Source organism: Nocardia niwae NBRC 108934 = DSM 45340 (assembly GCF_001613465.1).
In the GTDB taxonomy this organism is placed as follows: Bacteria; Actinomycetota; Actinomycetes; order Mycobacteriales; family Mycobacteriaceae; genus Nocardia; species Nocardia niwae.
Genome location: NZ_BDCK01000036.1, coordinates 66597 through 86414, shown reverse-complemented (window position 1 = coordinate 86414; position 19818 = coordinate 66597). Strand labels below are relative to the sequence as shown.

The 19818-nt window shown below is 69.1% G+C and carries 16 protein-coding genes; 10 read left to right on the top strand and 6 right to left on the bottom strand.

Annotated elements, in window-relative coordinates:
• Nucleotides 1–163 precede the first annotated feature (163 nt).
• The 3 genes from NNI01S_RS25390 to NNI01S_RS25380 all read left to right on the top strand — a co-directional run bounded on the left by NNI01S_RS25390 (nucleotide 164) and on the right by NNI01S_RS25380 (nucleotide 5982).
• Complete coding sequence (locus tag NNI01S_RS25390) at nucleotides 164–739, top strand: dihydrofolate reductase family protein (RefSeq protein ID WP_063917656.1); 576 nt, start codon at nucleotides 164–166, stop codon at nucleotides 737–739.
• 116 nt (nucleotides 740–855) lie between these two features.
• Entirely contained in the window at nucleotides 856–3393 is a 2538-nt protein-coding gene (locus NNI01S_RS25385) for an ATP-binding protein (protein WP_063022647.1), read from the top strand.
• Nucleotides 3394–3435: 42 nt separating this feature from the next.
• Nucleotides 3436–5982 carry an ATP-binding protein gene (locus NNI01S_RS25380; RefSeq protein ID WP_063022646.1) on the top strand — a complete coding sequence of 849 codons (2547 nt, stop codon included), beginning with the start codon at nucleotides 3436–3438 and terminating at the stop codon, nucleotides 5980–5982.
• A gap of 38 nt (nucleotides 5983–6020) precedes the next feature.
• Here NNI01S_RS25380 and NNI01S_RS25375 read toward each other — a convergent pair whose 3' ends face one another.
• The 5 genes from NNI01S_RS25375 to NNI01S_RS25350 form a co-directional block, all read right to left on the bottom strand.
• The gene (locus NNI01S_RS25375; RefSeq protein ID WP_063022645.1) at nucleotides 6021–6560 is read right to left on the bottom strand and encodes a hypothetical protein; all 540 of its coding nucleotides are present in this window, start codon (nucleotides 6558–6560) and stop codon (nucleotides 6021–6023) included.
• Between the two features lie 150 nt (nucleotides 6561–6710).
• Nucleotides 6711–7085 carry a hypothetical protein gene (locus NNI01S_RS25370; protein ID WP_063022644.1) on the bottom strand — a complete coding sequence of 125 codons (375 nt, stop codon included), beginning with the start codon at nucleotides 7083–7085 and terminating at the stop codon, nucleotides 6711–6713.
• A 1020-nt stretch (nucleotides 7086–8105) separates the two neighbouring features.
• Nucleotides 8106–8852: a DUF6008 family protein gene (locus NNI01S_RS25360; protein ID WP_063022642.1), complete on the bottom strand. Its 747-nt coding sequence runs from the start codon at nucleotides 8850–8852 to the stop codon at nucleotides 8106–8108.
• Between the two features lie 180 nt (nucleotides 8853–9032).
• Entirely contained in the window at nucleotides 9033–9653 is a 621-nt protein-coding gene (locus tag NNI01S_RS25355) for a TetR/AcrR family transcriptional regulator (RefSeq protein ID WP_174554494.1), read from the bottom strand.
• Nucleotides 9654–9756: 103 nt separating this feature from the next.
• On the bottom strand, nucleotides 9757–12225 hold the full coding sequence (locus NNI01S_RS25350) for a phosphoketolase family protein (protein ID WP_084489303.1): 2469 nt from the start codon (nucleotides 12223–12225) through the stop codon (nucleotides 9757–9759).
• A gap of 209 nt (nucleotides 12226–12434) precedes the next feature.
• Between NNI01S_RS25350 and NNI01S_RS25345 the strand changes: the two genes are divergently transcribed.
• The 7 genes from NNI01S_RS25345 (at nucleotide 12435) to NNI01S_RS34760 (ending at nucleotide 18793) form a co-directional block, all read left to right on the top strand.
• Nucleotides 12435–13013, top strand: coding sequence for an FKBP-type peptidyl-prolyl cis-trans isomerase (locus NNI01S_RS25345; RefSeq protein WP_063022640.1), 579 nt, complete (start codon nucleotides 12435–12437; stop codon nucleotides 13011–13013).
• A 245-nt stretch (nucleotides 13014–13258) separates the two neighbouring features.
• Complete coding sequence (tig, locus tag NNI01S_RS25340; RefSeq protein ID WP_174554492.1) at nucleotides 13259–14641, top strand: trigger factor; 1383 nt, start codon at nucleotides 13259–13261, stop codon at nucleotides 14639–14641.
• Nucleotides 14642–14876: 235 nt separating this feature from the next.
• Entirely contained in the window at nucleotides 14877–15464 is a 588-nt protein-coding gene (locus NNI01S_RS25335; RefSeq protein WP_039796608.1) for an ATP-dependent Clp protease proteolytic subunit, read from the top strand.
• A gap of 70 nt (nucleotides 15465–15534) precedes the next feature.
• Nucleotides 15535–16203 carry an ATP-dependent Clp protease proteolytic subunit gene (locus NNI01S_RS25330; protein WP_043721507.1) on the top strand — a complete coding sequence of 223 codons (669 nt, stop codon included), beginning with the start codon at nucleotides 15535–15537 and terminating at the stop codon, nucleotides 16201–16203.
• A gap of 461 nt (nucleotides 16204–16664) precedes the next feature.
• Complete coding sequence (gene clpX / locus NNI01S_RS25325; RefSeq protein WP_063022666.1) at nucleotides 16665–17945, top strand: ATP-dependent Clp protease ATP-binding subunit ClpX; 1281 nt, start codon at nucleotides 16665–16667, stop codon at nucleotides 17943–17945.
• A 149-nt stretch (nucleotides 17946–18094) separates the two neighbouring features.
• The gene (locus tag NNI01S_RS34765; RefSeq protein WP_063022639.1) at nucleotides 18095–18505 is read left to right on the top strand and encodes an STAS domain-containing protein; all 411 of its coding nucleotides are present in this window, start codon (nucleotides 18095–18097) and stop codon (nucleotides 18503–18505) included.
• A gap of 24 nt (nucleotides 18506–18529) precedes the next feature.
• The gene (locus tag NNI01S_RS34760; protein WP_063022638.1) at nucleotides 18530–18793 is read left to right on the top strand and encodes a ribosomal protein L7/L12; all 264 of its coding nucleotides are present in this window, start codon (nucleotides 18530–18532) and stop codon (nucleotides 18791–18793) included.
• 105 nt (nucleotides 18794–18898) lie between these two features.
• Here the strand turns inward: NNI01S_RS34760 and NNI01S_RS25310 are convergent, their stop codons facing one another.
• A complete protein-coding gene (locus NNI01S_RS25310; protein WP_245676363.1) occupies nucleotides 18899–19780 on the bottom strand; it encodes a hypothetical protein in 882 nt (293 codons plus the stop codon).
• Between the last annotated feature and the right edge of the window lie 38 nt (nucleotides 19781–19818).

Here is a 19818-nt window from a genome sequence, read left to right as displayed (position 1 = left end):
GATCAACGGTATATTGGGCGTCATCCGGCGCGCGTTCGCGGCGCTGCGAAGCCTACCTATGCCGTCTACTTAGGTATGTCCCAGGCAACCTACCGATGCGCCGAAGTGTCGCTCCCCCCGACAATCTGAAAGTCGCACAAGGGCAGCAGATGGGTGTGGGCACATGGGAAGCGTGACACTGTGGATGCAGATGTCGCTCGACGGCTTCGCGGAGGGGCCGGATCAGGAGATCCACTGGCCGGTGGTGGACGAGGAGCTGTGCGAGTCGTTCCTCGACGAATTACGCTCGGCCGACCTGTTCCTCTACGGCCGCAAGACCTACGAGATCATGGCGTCGTTCTGGCCGACCGCCGACGTGGATCCCGCGATCTCGGAGTTCTACGTGAATTTCGCGCGGTGCTGGAAGCAGACGCCCAAACTGGTGTTCTCCCGCACCTTGTCCACCGCGAGCTGGAACACCCGCGTGGTCCGGGACGACCTCGTCGAGGAGATCACCGCGTTACGCGCTCAGCCGGGATGCGACATGGTCCTGTTCGGCGGCGCGGAGACGGCCTCGGAGTTCATGAAGCACGACCTGATCGATGAGTACCGGTTGTTCGTGCATCCCATCCTGCTCGGTGGCGGGATTCCGCTGTTCCCGACACCCGCGGTGGTCTCGGGGCTGCAATTGGTCGACGTGATGACCTTCGACAGCGCGGTGGTCCAGATGCACTACCAGCAGATGGCCTCCGCCAGGTAGCAACCGGGGCGGGAAGCGCGAAACGGAGGTCCGACGCCCACGTAAACGGGGTCTTGACCACGACGTAACCGCTGATTGTCGAGCGCATTGCCGCGTCGTCGGCTAACTTTCGTTTTATGTCCCTGGTTCAGGCACGTGGCGACGTGTCGCCCGCATCCACCAGTGAATTCATCGGCCGGGAAACGGAATTGGACCGGCTGGGCACGCTGCTGGACGGCGACGCCCGCCTGATCACCCTGGTCGGCCCGGGTGGTATCGGCAAGACGCGGCTGGCGGCGGAGGCGTTGCGTCGCGGCGCGCGCGCCCGGCGCAGGCCGGTGTACTGGGCGCGGCTGGCCGGGCTCGAGCCCGACAGCACCGCCACCGCGCAGGACGTGATGCAGTCGGCGGTGCGCTCCGACCTGAGCTCGCCACCGACCCGCGACGCGCTCGTGCGCACCTTCACCAGCGGAGATCGTTCCACCGAGCACGCCGTACTGGTGCTGGACAACTGTGAACACCTGCTCGGCGCGGTCGCGGCGATGATCGCCGAGTTGCTGGAAGCCGCACCCGGGCTGACCATCCTGGCCACCAGCCGGGAACCGATCGGCTGGGCCGACGAGTACATCCTGCCCGTGCCGCCGCTGTCACCCCGGCAGTCGCTCGAATTGTTCCGGCAGCGGGCACAACTCATCGGCCGCGCGGTCCCGGACGAGCGCGAAGCGATGGACGTCGCCGCGCGGATCTGCCGCCGGGTCGACCACAACCCGCTGTTCGTCCGCTTGGCCGCGGCGCGCCTGCGGCACCAGCCGCCGGTCATGGTGCTGCGCGAACTCACCGGCGACGCGGACGACAAGCGCCTGCACTGGAACCACGGGGCACGGGCGGGCGCCGAGCAGCGCCACCGTGGTGTCTACGACGTGGTGGCCTGGTCGTTCGCGCTGTGCAGCGCTTCGGAGCAGTTGCTGCTCGAGCGACTGTCGGTCTTCGCCGCCGGATACGAGACCGACGACGAGTCGCTGCGCGGCGGCATCGAGCTCGACGCCGCGATCGCGGTCTGCGCCGACGACGCCCTGCCCGCGAGCGAGATCGAGCACCTGCTGGAGCGGCTCACCGAACAGTCGCTGCTGTCGGCGCATCTCACCACCACCACGGTGAGCTGGTACCTGGTGCAGAGCGTCCGCGTGTTCGCGCGCGACCGGCTGCGCCGCCGCGATCGTGGCGAGGCCGACCGGCTCGCCGCGCGGCACCGCCGGTATTTCCGGGACAAGGTGGTCGCCGGACAGGCCATCTGGCTGGGCCCGCACGATCAGGCATGGCTGGCGTGGGCGCGATCGGCCTGGAACGACATCGTGCTCGGCATCGAATCCGGCTTGTCCGATCCGGCGGAGGCCGTGGTCGCCCTGGAGATCGCGACCGTACTGCTGTCGATGAAGGTGCCCTACGTCAAGTCCGGTGCGGGCGCGCTGACCCGGTTGACCGAGCGCGCCCTGGAAGCGGGCCGGGCATCCGGACTCGGTCCCTCCGGGCTCGCCGACCTGGCTACCGCACTGCTCGGCTGGATCTCACTGTGGCAGGGCCGCACCGATCACATCCCGCAACTGCTCGCCGACCGTGCCGTGCTACCCGCGGAGGCGGGCCCGCGATACACCGACATAGATTTCGGGCTGCCCGCGCCGGTCGAGTGGATGTGGGGACTCGAGCTGATGCTCGTCCGCGGCGATCCGCGCGCCATCACCGTCCTCACCCGGGCCCGCCGCAAATTCGCCGGCCAGGGCGATCGCATCGGCGCCGAACGCGGCGAGGTCTTCGTGGCTTTCTGTGCCGCGCTCATCGGCGACCGGCGGCAGGCGCTGGAGCACACCGCGCGGTTCCTGGAGCGGTCGGTGTCGTCCGGCTCGACGCTGTCACGGGCCTGGGCCGAGATCGCGCGGGCGGTGGCGCTGGCCAAGCACGGGTCCGCCGCCGAGGCGCTGACGCTGACGCACGGTGTGCTCACCCGCTACCGCGGCGAGCGGGACACCTGGACGGCGAGCTGGGCGGTGGGCGCGCACATCGTCGCGCTGGCCCAGGTCCTTCTCGCGCGGCGAGCCGAGGGGAGTGATCCCGCCGCGTGCGCGGACACCGCGACCGAGATCGCCTATCTGGTGGGCGGTTTCAAGACGCGGCAGCGTTCGATGGGCATCTCCGTCGACCGGGTTCCGCTGATCGCCGCCGAGTTGCGCGGGGCAGGCGAACTCGCCCGCGCGGTGCTCGGTGACCGGGCCTACGCCGCCGCCGAGCGCCGGACCCGGCTGCGCCCCGAGCTGGACGCGCTGTGGTGTCCGCCCGCGACCACGGACCCGGCGCTGGCGGCCCGGCGGCCGGACCGCCCGGCCGCTTCCCGGCCGGTGCCGCGGCGGCCCGTCTCGCGCTGGAGCGACCTGTCGGAGGCCGAGCGCGATGTCGCCGTCTTCGCGGCGGCGGGCTGGCCCAACAGCGCCATCGCCGGGCGCAGGCACAGTTCCATCCGCACGGTCGACGCGCAGGTCGCCGCCATCCGGCAGAAGCTCATGATCGCATCCCGCGCCGACATCGCCGCCCACATCCCCGATGACCTGGCCGACCGGGTCCGCTACGAATCCGAGCGGCGGCCCAGCCGTGGCCGCAGAGGGAGGTCTCCTCGCGCCCATTAGGCTGCTCGAGCGGTAATTTTCCGGATCGGTAGGTGCGTCGGCATGTCGGAGGTGAACAGCGGTGGTGGCAACGGCCTCACCGCGCCGGTCGAGTTCGTGGGCAGGCAGGCCGAACTGCGGCGGATCCACGCTCTGCTGGATTCGTCGAACGCCCGGCTGATCACCTTGGTGGGGCCCGGCGGCATCGGCAAGACGACGCTGGCGGTGGAAGCCGTGCGGCGGTATCGCGGCGCGGCGCGGCACACGGTGTACTGGACGCGCCTGGCCCGGCTGGCGGCGAGCGCGGAGACCGGGGCGGTCGCCGAGGAAGTGCTCTTGTCCGTCGCGAAGAACGGCATCGCGGGCCGCTCCGCCTGGGACGGCTTGCTGGAGGTTCTCACCGAGGGCGCCCCCGACGACGGCCCGCACCGCACCATCCTGGTGCTGGACAACTGCGAGCATGTGCTGGGCGGAGTGGGCCCCCTCGTCGTCGGCCTGTTGCAGGAGGTCCCCGGCCTGACCATCGTCGCGACCAGCCGGGAGCCGATCGGCTGGATCGACGAGCACCTGGTGACCGTGCCGCCGCTGTCCAGCGTGCACGCCCTCGAACTGTTCCGGCGGCGGGCCGAGCGCACCGGACGGCCGATTCCCGAGGAACCCGGGCAGCTCGCCATCGCCACCCGGATCTGCGGGCACGTCGACAACAACCCGCTGTTCATCCGCCTGGCCGCGGCGCGGCTGCTGCACCGGCCGCCGGCCATCCTGTTGCGCGAGTTGTCCGGCGACACCGACGATCGGCGCCTGCAGTGGACGCACGGTGCCCGAGGCGGCGTCGGCGAACGGCACCGCAGCGTGCGCGATGTGATCGCCTGGTCCTACGGTCTGTGCACCGCACCCGAGCAGTTGCTGCTGGACCGCCTGTCGGTGTTCGCCACCGGTTGTGACGCCGAGAACGACGAGACGCAGTGCGGCGGAGCCGAGGTGGACGCGATCGTCGCGGTGTGCGCGGACGCGGCGCTGCCCGCCGAGCGGATCGAGGGACTGCTCGAACGCCTGGTGGAACGCTCGCTGCTGTCGGTCCATCTCACCGCGGCGACGGTGCGCTATTACCTGCTGGAGAGTGTCCGGGTGTTCGTGCGCGACCGCCTGGCCACGCGCGGCGACCACCTGGACGAGGCGCGGCTGCTGGCCCGGCATCGGCGGCACTACCGCGACCGCGTCGCCGCGGGCCCGGCCACCTGGTACGGCCCGCGGGAGCAGGAGTGGATCGACTGGGCGCGGGCGGCTTGGGACAACATTCTCATCGCCGTCGAGACCAGCCTCGCCGACCCGGAGGAGGCCGTGGTCGGGCTGGAGACCGCCGCGACGCTGATGGCGTTGCGCGTCCCGTTCATCACCGGGTCCAACCGGGCCATCACCAACCTGACCGAACAGGCCCTGGAGGTCACCGCGCAGGTCGATCCGCCGCCGACCCGGCTGCGGATCAACGCGACCGCGCTCGTGGGCTGGATCGCCATCTGGCAGGGCAGGCACGCCTACACCGCGCAACTACTGGACGAATGCGCCGCGGAGTGCCTCGAGCCGCAGCTACGGCGCCGCTGGCGGGAGACGACGGCGATCGATGCGGGGCTGCCTGCCGCCGTCGAATTCACCTGGGGCCTCGAGCTGCTGCTGATCCATCTCGACCTGCGCGCGGTCGACGTGCTGTCCAGGGCGCGCGAGAAATTCGCCGCCCTGGGCGACCGGGCCGGAGAGCAGCGCAGTGAACTGTTCGGGGCGCTCACCTATGCGAACCTGGGTGACGCGGACGTGGCGCTCGCGGCCGCGCGGGAACATCTGGACCGGGCCGTCGCCTCCGACGCGGGCTGGGCGACCTCCTGGGCCGAACTGGCCTGGATGATCGCGGTGTCCCGGCACGGCGATCCGCGGGAAGCGGTCAAGCTCGGGCAGTCCACCCTGGAACGCCTGCTGGTCACGGGGGATACGTGGACGGCGGGCTGGGTCGCGCATTTCATCATGATGGCGCTGACCTACCTGCTGTCCGCCCGGATCGAGGCGGGCGACACCGGCAGCCCCGCCGCGAAGGCCGCCGCCACCGAGATCGCCCATCTGCAAGGCGGGATCGCCACGCTGCACCGGTCGATGGGCATCGTCGCCGACCGGGTGACGCTGGTGGCGCGCGGCACCGCGCGCGCCGTCGCGGCGGTCACCGCCGTCATCGGCGAGCAGGCTCACGCGGCGGCGGTCCAGCGCGGCGCCCGTCTGCGTCCCGAACGCGACGAACTGCAGTTGCTGCTGCTGGGCAGGTTGCCGGTCGACCAGCTGCCCAACCCCCGTCCGCAGAACCGGTCGACGGCCTCGCGCTGGGAAGAGCTGACGCCAGCGGAACGGGAGGTCGCCGTGCTGGCCGCGGCCGGTTGGGCCAACAGCGCCATCGCCGCGCGCCGGGGCAGCTCGATCCGGACGGTCGATGCCCAAGTGGCGTCCGTGCGCCGGAAGCTGATGGCGGCCACCAGGGCCGACATCGGCTGGCATGTCCCGGATGACCTCGCCGAGCGGATCCGGCTGGAATCGGAGCGACGGCCCGCGCGAACGCGAACACGCCCGTAACCGTCGCGACGGTTACGGGCGTGTGAGAGCGGGTCGGATCAGGTCAGGGAGCCGTCGTAGCAGAGGCTCGCCGACCGCCAGGACCGCTGCGGCCCGGTGCCCGGATCGAAGGCCCACTGGTCGATCGAGCCTGCGGCCTTCCACCAGAGGGAGCCGCGGCCGTCCGAGACGACCTGGTAGACGTCCTCGGAGCCCTCGATGAGCTGGCTTCCGACGCAGTAGTCGTTGTATTCCGTGCCGTACTGGCGGGCGCCGGGGCTGAACAGGCCTGCCGGGTGGGCGTAAGCGCCCGGGTTGGGCACGGTGCTGGCCTGCCGCACGGCGTTGCCGCGGTGCCAGTAGGGCGCGCCGACCGCGTCGGTTCCGCAGTGGAAGGCCCAGCCGCCGGCGACGACCGTGGTGCCCGGGCCGTAAGCGCCACCGGCCCAGAGGCAGGCAGCGCCCTGAGCCTCGGCGGTGCCCGCGCCGAGGCTCAGGCCGCCCGCCGCCACCGCTGCCGCCGCCAGCAGGGTGAGCGTCCGTGCCGTGCCGCGCTTGTCGTTACGCGCGGTCCGGCGAAGCCCGTGGATCTTAATCATGTGCGTTTCTCTTTCGTGCGCTATCCCGGCCGGAGTGGATTGTCCGGGAAGGTGATACTTCAAGTAATGTGCCGCTAAGTAGCGGTATGGTCAGCCCGGAAGGGCATCACGGAAGGTTGTGTGGTGCGAGTGAGCGAGCCGGTCCGGCGATCACTGGCACCAGCGAGCCTGCGGGCGGCAGACGGTGTAGCCGCTGCCGTCCGGGCGGCCGACGCGCGACCAGCTGGGGCTGACGGAGGTGTCGCCCGTGGGGGTGTCGGCCGGTGCCGGGCGGCTCTGGCGCTGGTGGTAGTCGCGGATGGCGTCGTCGTGCTCGTCCGCGCGGCGGGGGTCGCTGTCGCGGTGGTTGTAGCCCATCGGGTCGATGTGGTGCCAGCCGTTGGTGTCGCCGGTGCCGTTGCGCGGGTCCGAGGGGCTCGAGTGCGACTCGGCGCCCGCGATGCCCGCTGCGCCCGCAGTGAGCAGGCCGACGATTGCGGCACAGGCGAACAGTCGCCGCGCGGCGGCATGGGTGGTGGCGGTCATCGTAAGTCTCCGTTCGGAATTCGAGCCGTGCGCGGCAGCACGGTTCGAGCGGCGGCGGTGCGGCGAACGTCGATGGTCGGGGTTGCCGCGCGAGGTGGGGGCGGGGAAGGGATCGGGGCGGCATCCGTCGCGGACGTGTCGTCCGCGGGGCGGTGCCGGTCGGCTCGGTCCCGCTCGTCGGGATGGGAAGAGCCCGGCCTGTCGTATCCGTGGCGGCCCGGGTCTGCGGGGCGCGGTGCCGCGACGGTCGCGTCGGGCCCGGCCAGCGCTTCGGTCGCCGCCGGGGTTTCCGGTGTGGCCGCTATCGCGCTCACGATCAGCGGGCGGACGAGCCAGGTCTGTGTCCGTCGCTGGTGCGGCGTGATGCCGGTCATCGTTCGCGTCCGTTCATCTCGCCACCTCGGGATCGGGGATCGGGCCGGTGTGGTCCGATCGGCGGGTCCCTATCTATCGTGCCGTTGGATAACGTCACATTAGTCGACGGGTCGATGTGTTGTCGAGGGCTTTCCCGCAATTGGGAAGGATGCGGGGTTTCTTTTGCGGTGTCCGCGGCCGTGACCAGCGGCGATGCGCACGGCGTCGCGGTGGGGTGTCCGTTGGGAATCCGCGGAGACCGCATTCTCGGGTGGACCAGCGCTTGTGGTCAGCGCAGCCGGGGCCGACGCCGGAGCCCGCAGTGATACCGCTGCGCGGCGAATGTGATGTGGGTGACGCGACCAGTCGGGCCCGGGGTCGTTACCGGTCGGCGCGCATGGAGGGGGGCCGGCCGAGAGCCCGGCGCCGTCGCTTATCTGCTGGGGCGATGGAATCGCCAATGGCCTGCCGACTTGCGCACGCCTTTTACCCGGTGCGGTGTCGCGTCGGCATGACCCATACGAAAAGGGCGCCCGCCGTCTGGCGGGCGCCCTTTCTCGATATCCCGCTGAGGTCCGGTACGAACCGTTGCGGGCGGTGTCGGATCCCCTGCACATCCTTCCGGCGCAGTCGTGCGCCGCGAACGGGGCGGGATCGGTCTCCCGATCAGGCTTCGGTGACCGCCGCGTAGGCCTGAGCCACCGGATCTTTCGCCGCGGGTGCTCGGTCCGGCTTCGCGGCGGCCGGGTTGCGGAACGGAGCTTCGATCACCGCGCGCTCGCGCCACAGGTAGTACAACGCCATCGCGAAGATGCTCGTGCCGATCACGTTGGCCAGGAAGTGCCACCAGATGCGGTAGGTCGCCGCGCCCGGCCCGGGGTCGAGCAGTCCGAAGATGGTCGACAAGCCGATCGCCTTGGTGCCGAACGCGACCGTCAGGGTGAGCGCGAGATGCTCGAGTCCGTGGATGCCTTGCATCAGCACCCCCATGCGACCCCACTTGCGCGCCTTGCTCTCCAAGGCGTGTTGGGTCACCAGGGCGACGCCGACCAGCCCGGCGAGGAAGTGGAAATTGCCGACCAGGTGCAGGATCTCCATCCCGAGGGCGGGTTTCATGTGGTTGACCTCACCGAACCCCTTGGCCAGGCCGGTGCCCCAAGGGGTCATCCACGCGGGCGAATTCGGATGCTGGATCCAGTAGCCGACCTGCGCCACGTGCTCCTGGAAATGGCCGATCTGGGCGATCACTCCCAGTGCGATCACCCCCAGCGCGGTGCGGAAAATCCATGGTCGCAAGGGTTTACGCAACGCGACGACGAGGACGCCGACGGCCGCCCACATGACGACCATCCAGGCGACCATCAAGATCGCACCTAGGATTTCCAACTCGGTAGCTCCGGCTGTGTGGTTCATGGCGAACCGCCCTTCTGCGCGCCCTCCGGCAACGGCGACGGATGGGGGAGTTGCTACGGAAACGCGTCGAATGCGTTGTCCGCAAGATACAAGGTGGCAGCGGGTTCTGTCCGAGATTTCCGAATGTCCTGGTTCCGCCCACTATGGGGTCGCATCGTGCCCGGGATGTACCGAGCGTGTTCAGGAGGGTCGCAGGAAACCCTCGACGATGCGGCGCGCCCGGTCGGCGGCATCCGGGTCTCCTAGTCGCAGTGCGGTATTGGTCGCGCAGAGCACCGCATCGATTTGAAACGCGGTCAGATCGGTGTCCAGCTCGCCGATCTCGTCGGCGGTCACCGCCACGCGCAGTTCCCCGGCCAGCAGTCGCACCCATGCCCGCTGGTCGCGGAACAGGGCGTCGCGAACCGGTCCCGGCTTGCTGTCGTATTCGGCCATGGTCGCGACACGGAAGCAGCCGCCCGCGAACAGCGGCGTCTCGGCGTAGACCATCCAGTGGTCCACCAGGGCGCGCAGGCGCGCGACGCCGTGCGGCGCGGAACGGGCCGGGTCGACCACCGCTTCCACGAACCGCTCGCGCGCGAAGTCGACGGCGGCCAGTTGCAATGCTTCCTTTGTGCGGAACAGGGTCTGGATGCCCGCCTTGCTCAATCCGGTGTCGGCGGCCAGCCTGCCGAAACTGAGACCTTCCAGCCCGTCCAGCGAGGCGATGTCGACTGCCTGCCGCAGTACCGTGGCGCGGGTTCGCGCGCCGCGCAGGAGACGTTTGTCGGTGATCTCGGCGATCGGCGGGCTACTTTCCATACGGTCGATCGTACTTTCCATGGGCCCAGGGCTCGGCGGGAGGCTCCGGCAGATCGGGGCGGGCGGCGCGGCCCGCGACAGCGCCGCCGCCCCGCTCGCGGACTCAACCGCGTTGGTACGGCCAGCTCCAGTCGGCGACGTCCGGAATGTCCTCGCCATGTTCCCTGGTCCACGCCCGGGCCGTCCACCGCGCGTCGGCCATCTCCTGCCGCAGGCCCGCGGCTCGCTCGCGCAGGCGCGGCACTCTGTCGATCACGTCCATCACCAGGTGGTACCGGTCCAGGTCGTTGAGCATCACCATGTCGAACGGCGTGGTGGTCGTCCCGCGCTCCTTATAACCGCGGACGTGCAGTTCGCCGTGGTTGGTGCGCCGATAGGTCAGCCGGTGGACCAGCCACGGGTAACCGTGGAAGGCGAAGATCACCGGCCGGTCCCTGGTGAACAGCGTGTCGAACTCGCTGTCGGACAGGCCGTGGGGATGGTCGTCCCGGTGTTGCAGACGCATCAGGTCCACCACGTTGATCACCCGGAGGCGCAGATCGGGCAGCCGTTCGCGCAGGATCGCGGCGGCGGCGAGGGTCTCCAGCGTCGGCACGTCGCCCGCGCAGGCCAGCACGACGTCCGGCGTGGTGCCCGTCTCGTCGCCATGGCCGGCCCACGGCCAGATGCCGATGCCGCGCGCGCAGTGCTCGGCGGCCTCGGACACCGACAGCCAGTCGGCCTGGGGCTGCTTGCCCGCGACCACCACGTTGACGTAGTGCCGGGAGCGCAGGCAGTGGTCGTAGGTGGACAGCAGGGTGTTCGCGTCCGGCGGCAGGTACACCCGCACGATCGAGGCCTTCTTGTTCAGCACCACGTCCAGGAAGCCGGGGTCCTGGTGGGTGAAGCCGTTGTGGTCCTGCCGCCAGACGTGTGAGGACAGCAGATAGTTGAGGCTGGGGATCGGGCGTCGCCACGGTACCGACGCACTGGCGTCGAGCCATTTGGCGTGCTGGTTGAACATCGCGTCGACGATGTGGATGAACGCCTCGTAACAGGTGAACACGCCGTGCCTGCCGGTCAGCAGATAGCCCTCCAGCAGCCCTTGGCACATGTGTTCGGACAACACCTCGACCACGCGGCCGCTGCGGTCGAGTTTCTGATCGCGGGGATCGATCTCGGCCTGCCAGTCGCGGCCGGTGACCTCCAGGATGTCCTGCAACCGGTTGCTGGCCAGCTCGTCGGGCGCGAAGGTGAGGAAGTTGTCCGGATTGAGCGCGGTGACTTCGCGCAGCCAACCGCCGAGCACCCTGGTGGCCGAGTGCTCGGTCGCGCCCGGCGCGGGCACCTCGACGCCGTAATCGCGCCAATCAGGCAGGCGCAGGTCGCGCAACAGCGCACCGCCGTTCGCGACCGGATTGGCGCTCATCCGCTGATTGCCCGGAGGTATCTGAGCGAGCAGTGCCGGCGCAGGCTCGCCGCTGTCGTCGAACAGCTCCTCCGGACGGTAGGAGCGCAGCCACTGTTCCAGCACCGCGCGATGGCCTGCATCGGTGCGGGCGCCGGGCAAGGGGACCTGGTGTGCCCGGAAGGTGCCCTCCACTTGGTCGCCGTCCACCACCGGCGGGCAGGTCCAGCCCTTCGGCGTACGCAGCACGATCATCGGCCAGGTCGGCCGCTCCCCATCGGCGCCGTCGCGTGCGGCGCGCTGGATTCGATCGATGCGTTCCATGCTGGTGTCCACCGCCGCGGCCATCGCCTGGTGGACCGTCGCGGGGTCGTCGCCCGCGACGACGATCGGCTCGTAGCCGTATCCGCGCAGCAGGGCGAGCAGCTCCGATTCCGGGATGCGCGCCAGGATGGTCGGATTGGCGATCTTGTACTCGTTCAGCGCCAGGATCGGCAGCACGGCGCCGTCGCGCGCGGGATTGAGGAACTTGTTCGCATGCCAGCTCGTCGCCAGCGGTCCCGTCTCCGCCTCGCCGTCGCCGACCACGCAGAACACGGTGAGGTCGGGATTGTCCAAGGCGGCGCCGAACGCGTGCAGCAGCGAATACCCGAGTTCGCCGCCCTCATGGAAGGAGCCCGGCGTCTCCGGTGCGCAGTGACTCGGCACCCCGCCGGGGAAGGAGAACTGGTGGAACAGCGCGCCCATGCCCACGGCGTCTCGCGGGATGTGGCTGTAGCACTCGGAGTAGGTGCCCTCCAGCCACGCGCACGCGTTCGGGCCGGGACCGCCGTGCCCGGGACCCGCGACGAAGACGGCGCTCAGGCCGCGTTGCCGGATCACGCGATTCGCGTGCGCCCAGACCAGATTGAGGCCGGGCACGGTGCCGAAGTGCCCGAGCAGCCTCGGCTTGACGTGCTCGGCGCGCAGCGGTTCACGCAGCAGCGGATTGGCCATCAGGTAGATCTGTCCGACCGAGAGATAGTTGGCGGCCCGCCACCACGCATCGATAGAAATCAGCTCGTCGCGTTCCAACGGACCCGATACGTCCGCCAGCCGGTAGGGACGCGGGGCGACGGTCCGGCCGCCGGTGCTGCCGACGTTGTCCGCCGAAGTGTCGCCACCTGCACTTGCCATGTGGGTCATGCGCCGACTCTCCTCACGCTCGGGGCATCGGGGACAGCGGCGCCGACGGGGACCACTCTCCCGGTCCTGCAACGGTCGCCGACCGGAATCGACAACGCCGGATGGAGAATTCACCGCCAGCCTAGCCGCAGCGGGCCCGTGCGGCGGCCCACGCGTGTCGCGGGAAGCTCGCGCCGCCCGATGCCCGTTCGTGGTCTAGGGTCCGCGGCATGCACATTCTCGGAAGGATCCTCGGTATCGGCGCCCTCGCCGCGACGACCATCGCGCTGGCGGCTTGCGGCTCGGACGACGAGCCATCCCCCGTGACCGTCTCGGCGACGAAGACCACCGCGGCGGCCGGGGCTTCCGCGCAGCGCCCGGCCACGCAGAGCAAGGGCCGGGAGTGCACCGCCGAGGACATCACCGTCAGCGGAGACTTCGGCGCCGCGCCGAAGATCACCATCCCCGACAACTGCGACCCACCCAAGCAGCTGATCGTCAAGGACTTGAAGGAGGGCAGCGGGCCCGGCGCCGCGCCGGGACAGCCGCTCACCATGAATTACGCGCTGGTCACCTGGTCGGACAAGAAGACGCTGGACAGTTCGTTCGATCGCGGCAAGCCGTTCCGCCTCGACCTGGGCGCGGGCCAGGTCATCGACGGCTGGGATCAGGGACTCGTCGGCGTCCGGGAGGGCGCGCGCCGGTTGCTGATCGTGCCGCCGGAGCTGGGCTACGGCGCGGGCGGGCGCGGCATCGCGCCGTACGAGACGCTGGTCTTCGTCACCGACGCGGTCTCGGTGGGGAAGTAGCGCGGCCGCCGAGCCACCGCCGGGTGCAGGCCCGCTCGGCCGGTCAACTAACCTGGTCGAGATGCGTGGCGTACGCCGCACCCCTCGTCGTCCCGGCCGAGGCCGGGACTCCGGTCCGGATCGGCGCCGGTGGGGGAGCGCGGCAACCGGCGTAGGGCCGCCTCGCCCGCCGTTCCGACCCCGGAGTGCCGGGGGCGTGGCACCGCACACAGAACGTCAACCAGTACGAACAACGAACAAGGAGCATGTCCGTGAAGAGCACCGTCGAGCAGCTGAGCCCGACCCGGGTCCGGATCAACGTCGAGGTGCCCTTCGAGGAGTTGAAGCCGGATTTCGATCGCGCGTACAAGGCGCTGGCCAAGCAGGTTCGCATCCCCGGCTTCCGTCCCGGTAAGGCGCCGGCGAAGCTGCTCGAGGCCCGCCTCGGCCGTGGCGCGATCCTGGAGCAGGTCGTCAACGACGCGCTGCCCGGTCGTTACAGCGAGGCCGTCACCACCTCCGAGGTGAAGGTCATCGGGCAGCCCGAGATCGAGATCACCAAGATCGAGGACGGTCAGGAGCTCGCCTTCACCGCCGAGGTCGACGTGCGTCCGGAGATCACCCTGCCGGACTACGCGAGCATCGCGGTCACCGTCGACGCCTTCACCGTCGGCGACGAGGACATCGAGGAGCAGTTGCAGTCGCTGCGTCAGCGCTTCGGCACCCTGACCGGGGTCGAGCGCCCGGTGCAGAACGGCGACTTCGTCTCCATCGACCTCTCGGCGACCGTGGACGGCGAGGAGGTGGCCGAGGCCGCCACGACCGGCCTGTCCCACGAGGTCGGCTCCGGTCAGCTCATCGAGGGCCTCGACGAGGCGCTGGTCGGATTGTCGGCCGGTGAATCGAAGGAGTTTACCTCCACGCTGGTGGCGGGCGAGCACGCGGGCAAGGAGGCGGTCATCACCGTGACGGTGCAAACCGTCAAGGAGCGCGAGCTGCCCGAGGCCGACGACGAGTTCGCCCAGCTGGCCAGTGAATTCGACACGCTGGAGGAGCTGAAGACCGATCTGCGCAGCCGCGTCGAGCGGGTCAAGAAGGTGCAGCAGGCGGGCGAGATCCGCGACAAGGTGCTCGACACCCTGCTCGAGCAGGTCGAGGTGCCGCTGCCCGAGGCCGTCGTGCAGGCCGAGATCGACGCGGTGACCCACGACGCGGTGCACGGCTTCGACCACGACGAGGCCAAGTTCGCCGAGGCGCTCGAGGCGCAGGGCAGCACTCGCGAGGAGTTCGACGCCGACACCAAGCAGTCCGCCGAGAAGTCGGTCAAGACCCAGCTGCTGCTGGACGCGATCGCCGAGGCGGAGGGCACCCAGGTCGGTCAGGAGGAGCTCACCGAGCGGATCCTGTTCCAGTCGCAGCGCTACGGCCTGTCGCCGGAGCAGTTCATCCAGCAGGTGCAGCAGGCGGGCCAGCTCGGCGCGATCTTCGCCGACGTGCGGCGCGGCAAGGCGCTGGCGGGAGTGGTCGGCCAGGTGACCGTCACCGACTCCGCGGGCAACCCGGTGGACACCGCCGAAATGTTCGGCGCGCCCGCCGATTCGGCGGACGAGGACCAGGCTGCCGAGACGGCCGCGGCGGACGCCGAATAATTCCATGGAATGTCGGCGTGATCGACGCCCGCGAGGTGCGCTGATTGCGCTGTGAGCGAAGAAAGGGCGGTACCGGGAGTTCGGTGCCGCCCTGCTTCGTTAATGTTTGTGACGGCAAGTTGGATAGCCCTGTCCGACCGGGTGTGGCATATCCAACCGATGATGGCTATGTGGCAATCCGCAACGAGCCGGCGAGAGAAGGCAGGTATCCGTGACAATCAACCAGGCAGGGGTCATGACAACCGCGACTGCTGGTCTCAACCTCAGTGATTCGGTGTACGAGCGCCTGCTGCGTGAGCGCATCATCTTCCTGGGCACGCAGGTCGACGACGACATCGCGAACAAGCTGTGCGCGCAGATCCTGTTGCTGTCGGCGGAGGATCCCACCAAGGACATCTCGCTCTACATCAACTCGCCGGGCGGCTCGGTGACCGCGGGCATGGCCATCTACGACACGATGCAGTTCGCCGAGTGCGATATCGCGACCTACGGCATGGGCCTGGCCGCCTCGATGGGACAGTTCCTGCTGACCGCGGGCACCAAGGGCAAGCGTTACGCGCTGCCGCACGCGCGCATCATGATGCACCAGCCCTCCGCGGGCATCGGCGGCTCGGCGGCCGACATCGCGATCATGGCCGAGCAGTTCGCGCACACCAAGCGCGAGCTGAACGAGCTGCAGGCGCTGCACACCGGCAAGTCGGTCGAGCAGGTCACCGCCGACGCCGACCGCGACCGCTGGTTCACCGCGTCCGAAGCCCTGGAGTACGGCTTCATCGACCACGTGATCAGCCACGCGAATCAGGCCAACGGCGCCAAGAAGTAACGCACCGGATCACCCACAGGCCCCCGGACACCTCGAACGTCCGGCCGCCGCACCGACTTTGGAGACGAAGATGGCCAATTCGATCGACCCGCGCGCCGGCCTGTCCGGCATCGCACCGCAGAGCCCGCAGGCGCGCTACATCCTGCCGTCGTTCATCGAGCACTCGAGCTTCGGCGTCAAGGAGTCCAACCCGTACAACAAGCTGTTCGAAGAGCGCATCATCTTCCTCGGCGTGCAGGTGGACGACGCCTCGGCGAACGACATCATGGCGCAGCTGCTGGTGCTGGAGTCGCTGGATCCCGACCGCGACATCACCATGTACATCAACTCGCCGGGTGGCTCGTTCACCTCGCTGATGGCCATCTACGACACCATGCAGTACGTGCGCGCCGACGTCGCCACGGTCTGCCTGGGCCAGGCCGCCTCGGCCGCGGCCGTGCTGCTGGCCGCGGGCACCCCCGGCAAGCGCGCCTGCCTGCCCAACGCCCGTGTGCTGATCCACCAGCCGTCGCTGGAAGGTGGCATCCAGGGTCAGGTGTCGGACCTGGAGATCCAGGCCGCCGAGATCGAGCGCATGCGTCGCCTGATGGAGACCACCCTCGCGCGGCACACCGGCAAGGACGCCGACACCATCCGCAAGGACACCGACCGTGACAAGATCCTGACGGCCGAGGAGGCCAAGGAGTACGGGATCATCGACACGGTGTTCGACTACCGCAAGCTCAGCGCGCAGAAATAAGGCGCCGATCGTCGTTTCCGGACGGGCCGGGACGGCGGTGCGAATTGCCGATCCCGGCGGCGATTCGCTCGAATTCGCTCTATGACAGGGAATTCCGGCCGGGAAGTACGCAATGGGGCATGCCGCCCGGCCGGACCGTTTACGCGCCGCCGCGGGTTCGAGAATGTGTTCGAACCCCGGCGTGGCGCGCTGGGCGGTCCGGAGGTCTCGATTGTCCGATCCGGCGGGCGCTTCGTCTTTCGGCGTCGTGACGACTCGCACAACCCGCGCGAGAAACATGCGCGAGTTGTCGACCTCCATCCCGAACACCGGGTACGGTCAACCTAGGGACCTTTGCTCCCGGTTGACAGCACTGCCCACCGGCCACGGATCAGCCGATGCGTTTGCGGCTGCGAAAGTGGTGGACAGCTGGCAACCTGGACGGACGGTTGCACGCGGACAAGGAAGTAGGGACCCACGAGATGGCGCGCATCGGAGATGGCGGCGATCTGCTGAAGTGCTCGTTCTGCGGAAAGAGCCAGAAGCAGGTCAAGAAGCTCATTGCGGGACCAGGGGTGTACATCTGCGACGAGTGCATCGATCTCTGCAACGAGATCATCGAGGAGGAACTCGCCGAGTCCAGCGAGGTGAAGCTCGATGAGCTGCCCAAGCCGGCCGAGATCCGGGACTTCCTGGAGAACTACGTCATCGGCCAGGACACCGCCAAGCGCACTCTCGCGGTGGCCGTCTACAACCACTACAAGCGCATCCAGGCCGGTGACAAGGGTCGCGACAGCCGCGGCGAGACCGTCGAGCTGGCCAAGTCCAACATCTTGATGCTGGGTCCCACCGGCTGTGGCAAGACCTACCTGGCCCAGACGTTGGCGAAGATGCTGAACGTGCCGTTCGCCATCGCCGACGCCACCGCGCTGACCGAGGCCGGATATGTCGGCGAGGACGTCGAGAACATCCTCCTGAAGCTGATCCAGGCCGCCGACTACGACGTCAAGCGCGCCGAGACCGGCATCATCTACATCGACGAGGTCGACAAGATCGCCCGCAAGAGCGAGAACCCGTCGATCACCCGCGATGTGTCCGGTGAGGGCGTGCAGCAGGCTCTGCTGAAAATCCTGGAGGGCACCCAGGCGAGCGTGCCGCCGCAGGGCGGGCGCAAGCACCCGCACCAGGAGTTCATCCAGATCGACACCACCAACGTGCTGTTCATCGTGGCGGGCGCTTTCGCCGGTCTGGAGAAGATCATCTCCGACCGCACCGGCCACCGCGGTATCGGTTTCGGCGCCGAGGTGCGGTCCAAGGCCGAGATCGACACCACCGATCACTTCGCGGAGGTCATGCCCGAGGACCTGATCAAGTTCGGCTTGATCCCCGAGTTCATCGGCCGTCTGCCCGTCGTGGCCTCGGTGACCAATCTGGACAAGGAATCGCTGGTCAAGATTCTCTCCGAGCCGAAGAACGCGCTGGTCAAGCAGTATGTCCGGTTGTTCGAGATGGACGGGGTCGACCTCGAGTTCACCGACGACGCGCTGGAGGCCGTCGCCGATCAGGCGATCCTGCGGGGCACCGGCGCGCGCGGCCTGCGGGCGATCATGGAAGAGGTCCTGCAGCCCGCGATGTACGACATCCCCAGCCGCGACGACGTCGCGAAGGTGGTCGTGAACGCGGACACGGTCAACGACAACGTGCTGCCCACCATCGTGCCGCGTAAGCCGCAGCGCCCGGAGCGCCGGGAGAAGTCGGCGTAATACAGGTGTAGCGACCGGCCCTCGGGGGTACTCCTTCGTGAGGGTTGAAGCAAACAGCCTAGTTCCGGCGGACGTGTCGTCCGGAGCGCCTCAGTACCCGCGAGCGTGCCATCCGGCGATTCGCTGCGGGCGACAGGACCGAGGTCCTCATGTCGGCAGGCTTGGCCAACCCCACGTACGTTCTCAACGCTGCTCGCAATGCCGATCACCCCGCTGAGCGGCTGAAGATCTCCGTCACCGCCCCGAGCGACCTGGTCACGCTCTGCGCGCTCGCGGGCGAGGTCGACCACTACACCGTCGAGGTGTTCCGTCGCAGGGTGATCGGCTCGCTGGGGACAGCGGCGCCGCTCGTGGTCGTCGATCTATCCAAGGTGACGTTCTTCGGCGTCGCCGGTTTGTACGTCCTGGTCGACGTACGGTCCGTGCTGACGCAGACCGGTCGCAGGCTGCGCCTGGTCACCGGCACCCGATGCGTGGACCGGCTGTTGCGGCTGGCCGACGATCTCGGGCGCTTCGAGACCGTGACGAGCCTCGCCGACGCCGTGCTCGACGCGGCTTGATGCGCCGGTCGTTACGATCGGATCATGTTTGCCAACCGGCGCTTGGAACGCAAGGTCGACGCGTTGCACCTCAAGCTCGATCTGATCATGGCCCAGCTGGGCATCGAGGCGCCTGCGGTCGCGCCGCCGCGCGCCGCGCCGCCGGTCCCGCGAGGCGACGGTATGGTCGAGATCGACGCACTCCTGATGCAAGGCAGGAAGATTCACGCGATCAAGCGATATCGCGAGCTCACGGGATGCGGGCTCAAAGAGGCCAAGGACGCGGTCGAACGGCGGTACCCGTACTAGGAAGTCCGCCGCGGTGGGTGAGTGCCGCTCTGCACGCGGCGGCTCGCGCCGTCGGCAGGCGGCCCCGCGAGGGGGGACGACTTCCGTTGCGGGGCGGGACGATATCTAGCTGTGCGCGCCTTGCATCACCGGGGCGTGCAGATCCAGCGAAAGGACGGTGTCCGCGCCGGTGCGGACGTCCTCCGAGGAGTGTTCCGGCAAGGGCTCGTGCCCGGTCGGGTCGGGCAGATTCCGTACCTGCTCGGTGGCGTAGCTGATGGCGCGTCCGTATCGGGCGCTCGCGGCGTCGTGGATCAGCAGCGCGACGCCGATCATCACCGGGGCGACGCCGTGCACGGCAGCGTCGAACCACCGTCCGGCACTCACATACGGGTAGGTGTTCAATCCGACGGTGAGCGCGAGCAAGGCGACCTCGGCCGCCGCCACCTGGCTGCGGTTGTCCAGCACGCCCCACTCGGTGACCTTGTTGGTGCCGATCATGATGATGATCAGCGACACGCTGATCATGGCCTCGAGCAGGTAGCTGAACCAGTACAGCGGATCGGTCGGTCCGCCCGGCGCGATGTTGTGCTGCACATTGACCGCCGACCACAGCATTCCTGCGGCCACCACACCCGCCAGCGCCCCGAGCGACCAGGAGCGGTGCCGGTACAGCGACGCCAGCCTGGCATGCGGGCTGGACGCGCGCCGCTGTGCGGCGATGGCCTTGCGCGCCAGCAGCAGGTCCCTGATCTCGGCCTTCTCGATGGCCTCCGCGGTGTGCCGCGCGCGGTCGGAGGCCGAGGCGGACGCCTCGGCATGCTTCCAGCGCTGGTCGCGATCCTGGGTCCGGATACGTTCGGCCAGTTCGCGTTCCGCGAGCAGTTCCTCCTCCGACAGCGCGCCGGTCAGCGCCGGGTCGAACTGGTAGGCGAGACGGCCGCGGGCCTTCTCGACTCGTCTCGCCAGCCGTACGACATCGTCGTCCGTGGCCTGTTCGTCGAGCATGCGGCTCCAAACGGTTGAGCGGAGGGGAACTCGAGAAA

Coding starts and splice junctions, on each gene's coding strand:
- tig (WP_174554492.1), top strand. CDS start 13,259: ATGTCCGTGAAGAGCACCGTCGAGCAGCTGAGCCCGACCCGGGTCCGG.
- NNI01S_RS25330 (WP_043721507.1), top strand. CDS start 15,535: ATGGCCAATTCGATCGACCCGCGCGCCGGCCTGTCCGGCATCGCACCG.
- NNI01S_RS34765 (WP_063022639.1), top strand. CDS start 18,095: ATGTCGGCAGGCTTGGCCAACCCCACGTACGTTCTCAACGCTGCTCGC.
- NNI01S_RS25360 (WP_063022642.1), bottom strand. CDS start 8,852: ATGAACCACACAGCCGGAGCTACCGAGTTGGAAATCCTAGGTGCGATC.
- NNI01S_RS25335 (WP_039796608.1), top strand. CDS start 14,877: ATGACAACCGCGACTGCTGGTCTCAACCTCAGTGATTCGGTGTACGAG.
- NNI01S_RS25370 (WP_063022644.1), bottom strand. CDS start 7,085: ATGACCGCCACCACCCATGCCGCCGCGCGGCGACTGTTCGCCTGTGCC.
- NNI01S_RS25390 (WP_063917656.1), top strand. CDS start 164: ATGGGAAGCGTGACACTGTGGATGCAGATGTCGCTCGACGGCTTCGCG.
- NNI01S_RS25310 (WP_245676363.1), bottom strand. CDS start 19,780: ATGCTCGACGAACAGGCCACGGACGACGATGTCGTACGGCTGGCGAGA.
- NNI01S_RS25380 (WP_063022646.1), top strand. CDS start 3,436: ATGTCGGAGGTGAACAGCGGTGGTGGCAACGGCCTCACCGCGCCGGTC.
- NNI01S_RS25355 (WP_174554494.1), bottom strand. CDS start 9,653: ATGGAAAGTAGCCCGCCGATCGCCGAGATCACCGACAAACGTCTCCTG.
- NNI01S_RS25345 (WP_063022640.1), top strand. CDS start 12,435: ATGCACATTCTCGGAAGGATCCTCGGTATCGGCGCCCTCGCCGCGACG.
- NNI01S_RS25350 (WP_084489303.1), bottom strand. CDS start 12,225: ATGACCCACATGGCAAGTGCAGGTGGCGACACTTCGGCGGACAACGTC.
- clpX (WP_063022666.1), top strand. CDS start 16,665: ATGGCGCGCATCGGAGATGGCGGCGATCTGCTGAAGTGCTCGTTCTGC.
- NNI01S_RS34760 (WP_063022638.1), top strand. CDS start 18,530: ATGTTTGCCAACCGGCGCTTGGAACGCAAGGTCGACGCGTTGCACCTC.
- NNI01S_RS25375 (WP_063022645.1), bottom strand. CDS start 6,560: ATGATTAAGATCCACGGGCTTCGCCGGACCGCGCGTAACGACAAGCGC.
- NNI01S_RS25385 (WP_063022647.1), top strand. CDS start 856: ATGTCCCTGGTTCAGGCACGTGGCGACGTGTCGCCCGCATCCACCAGT.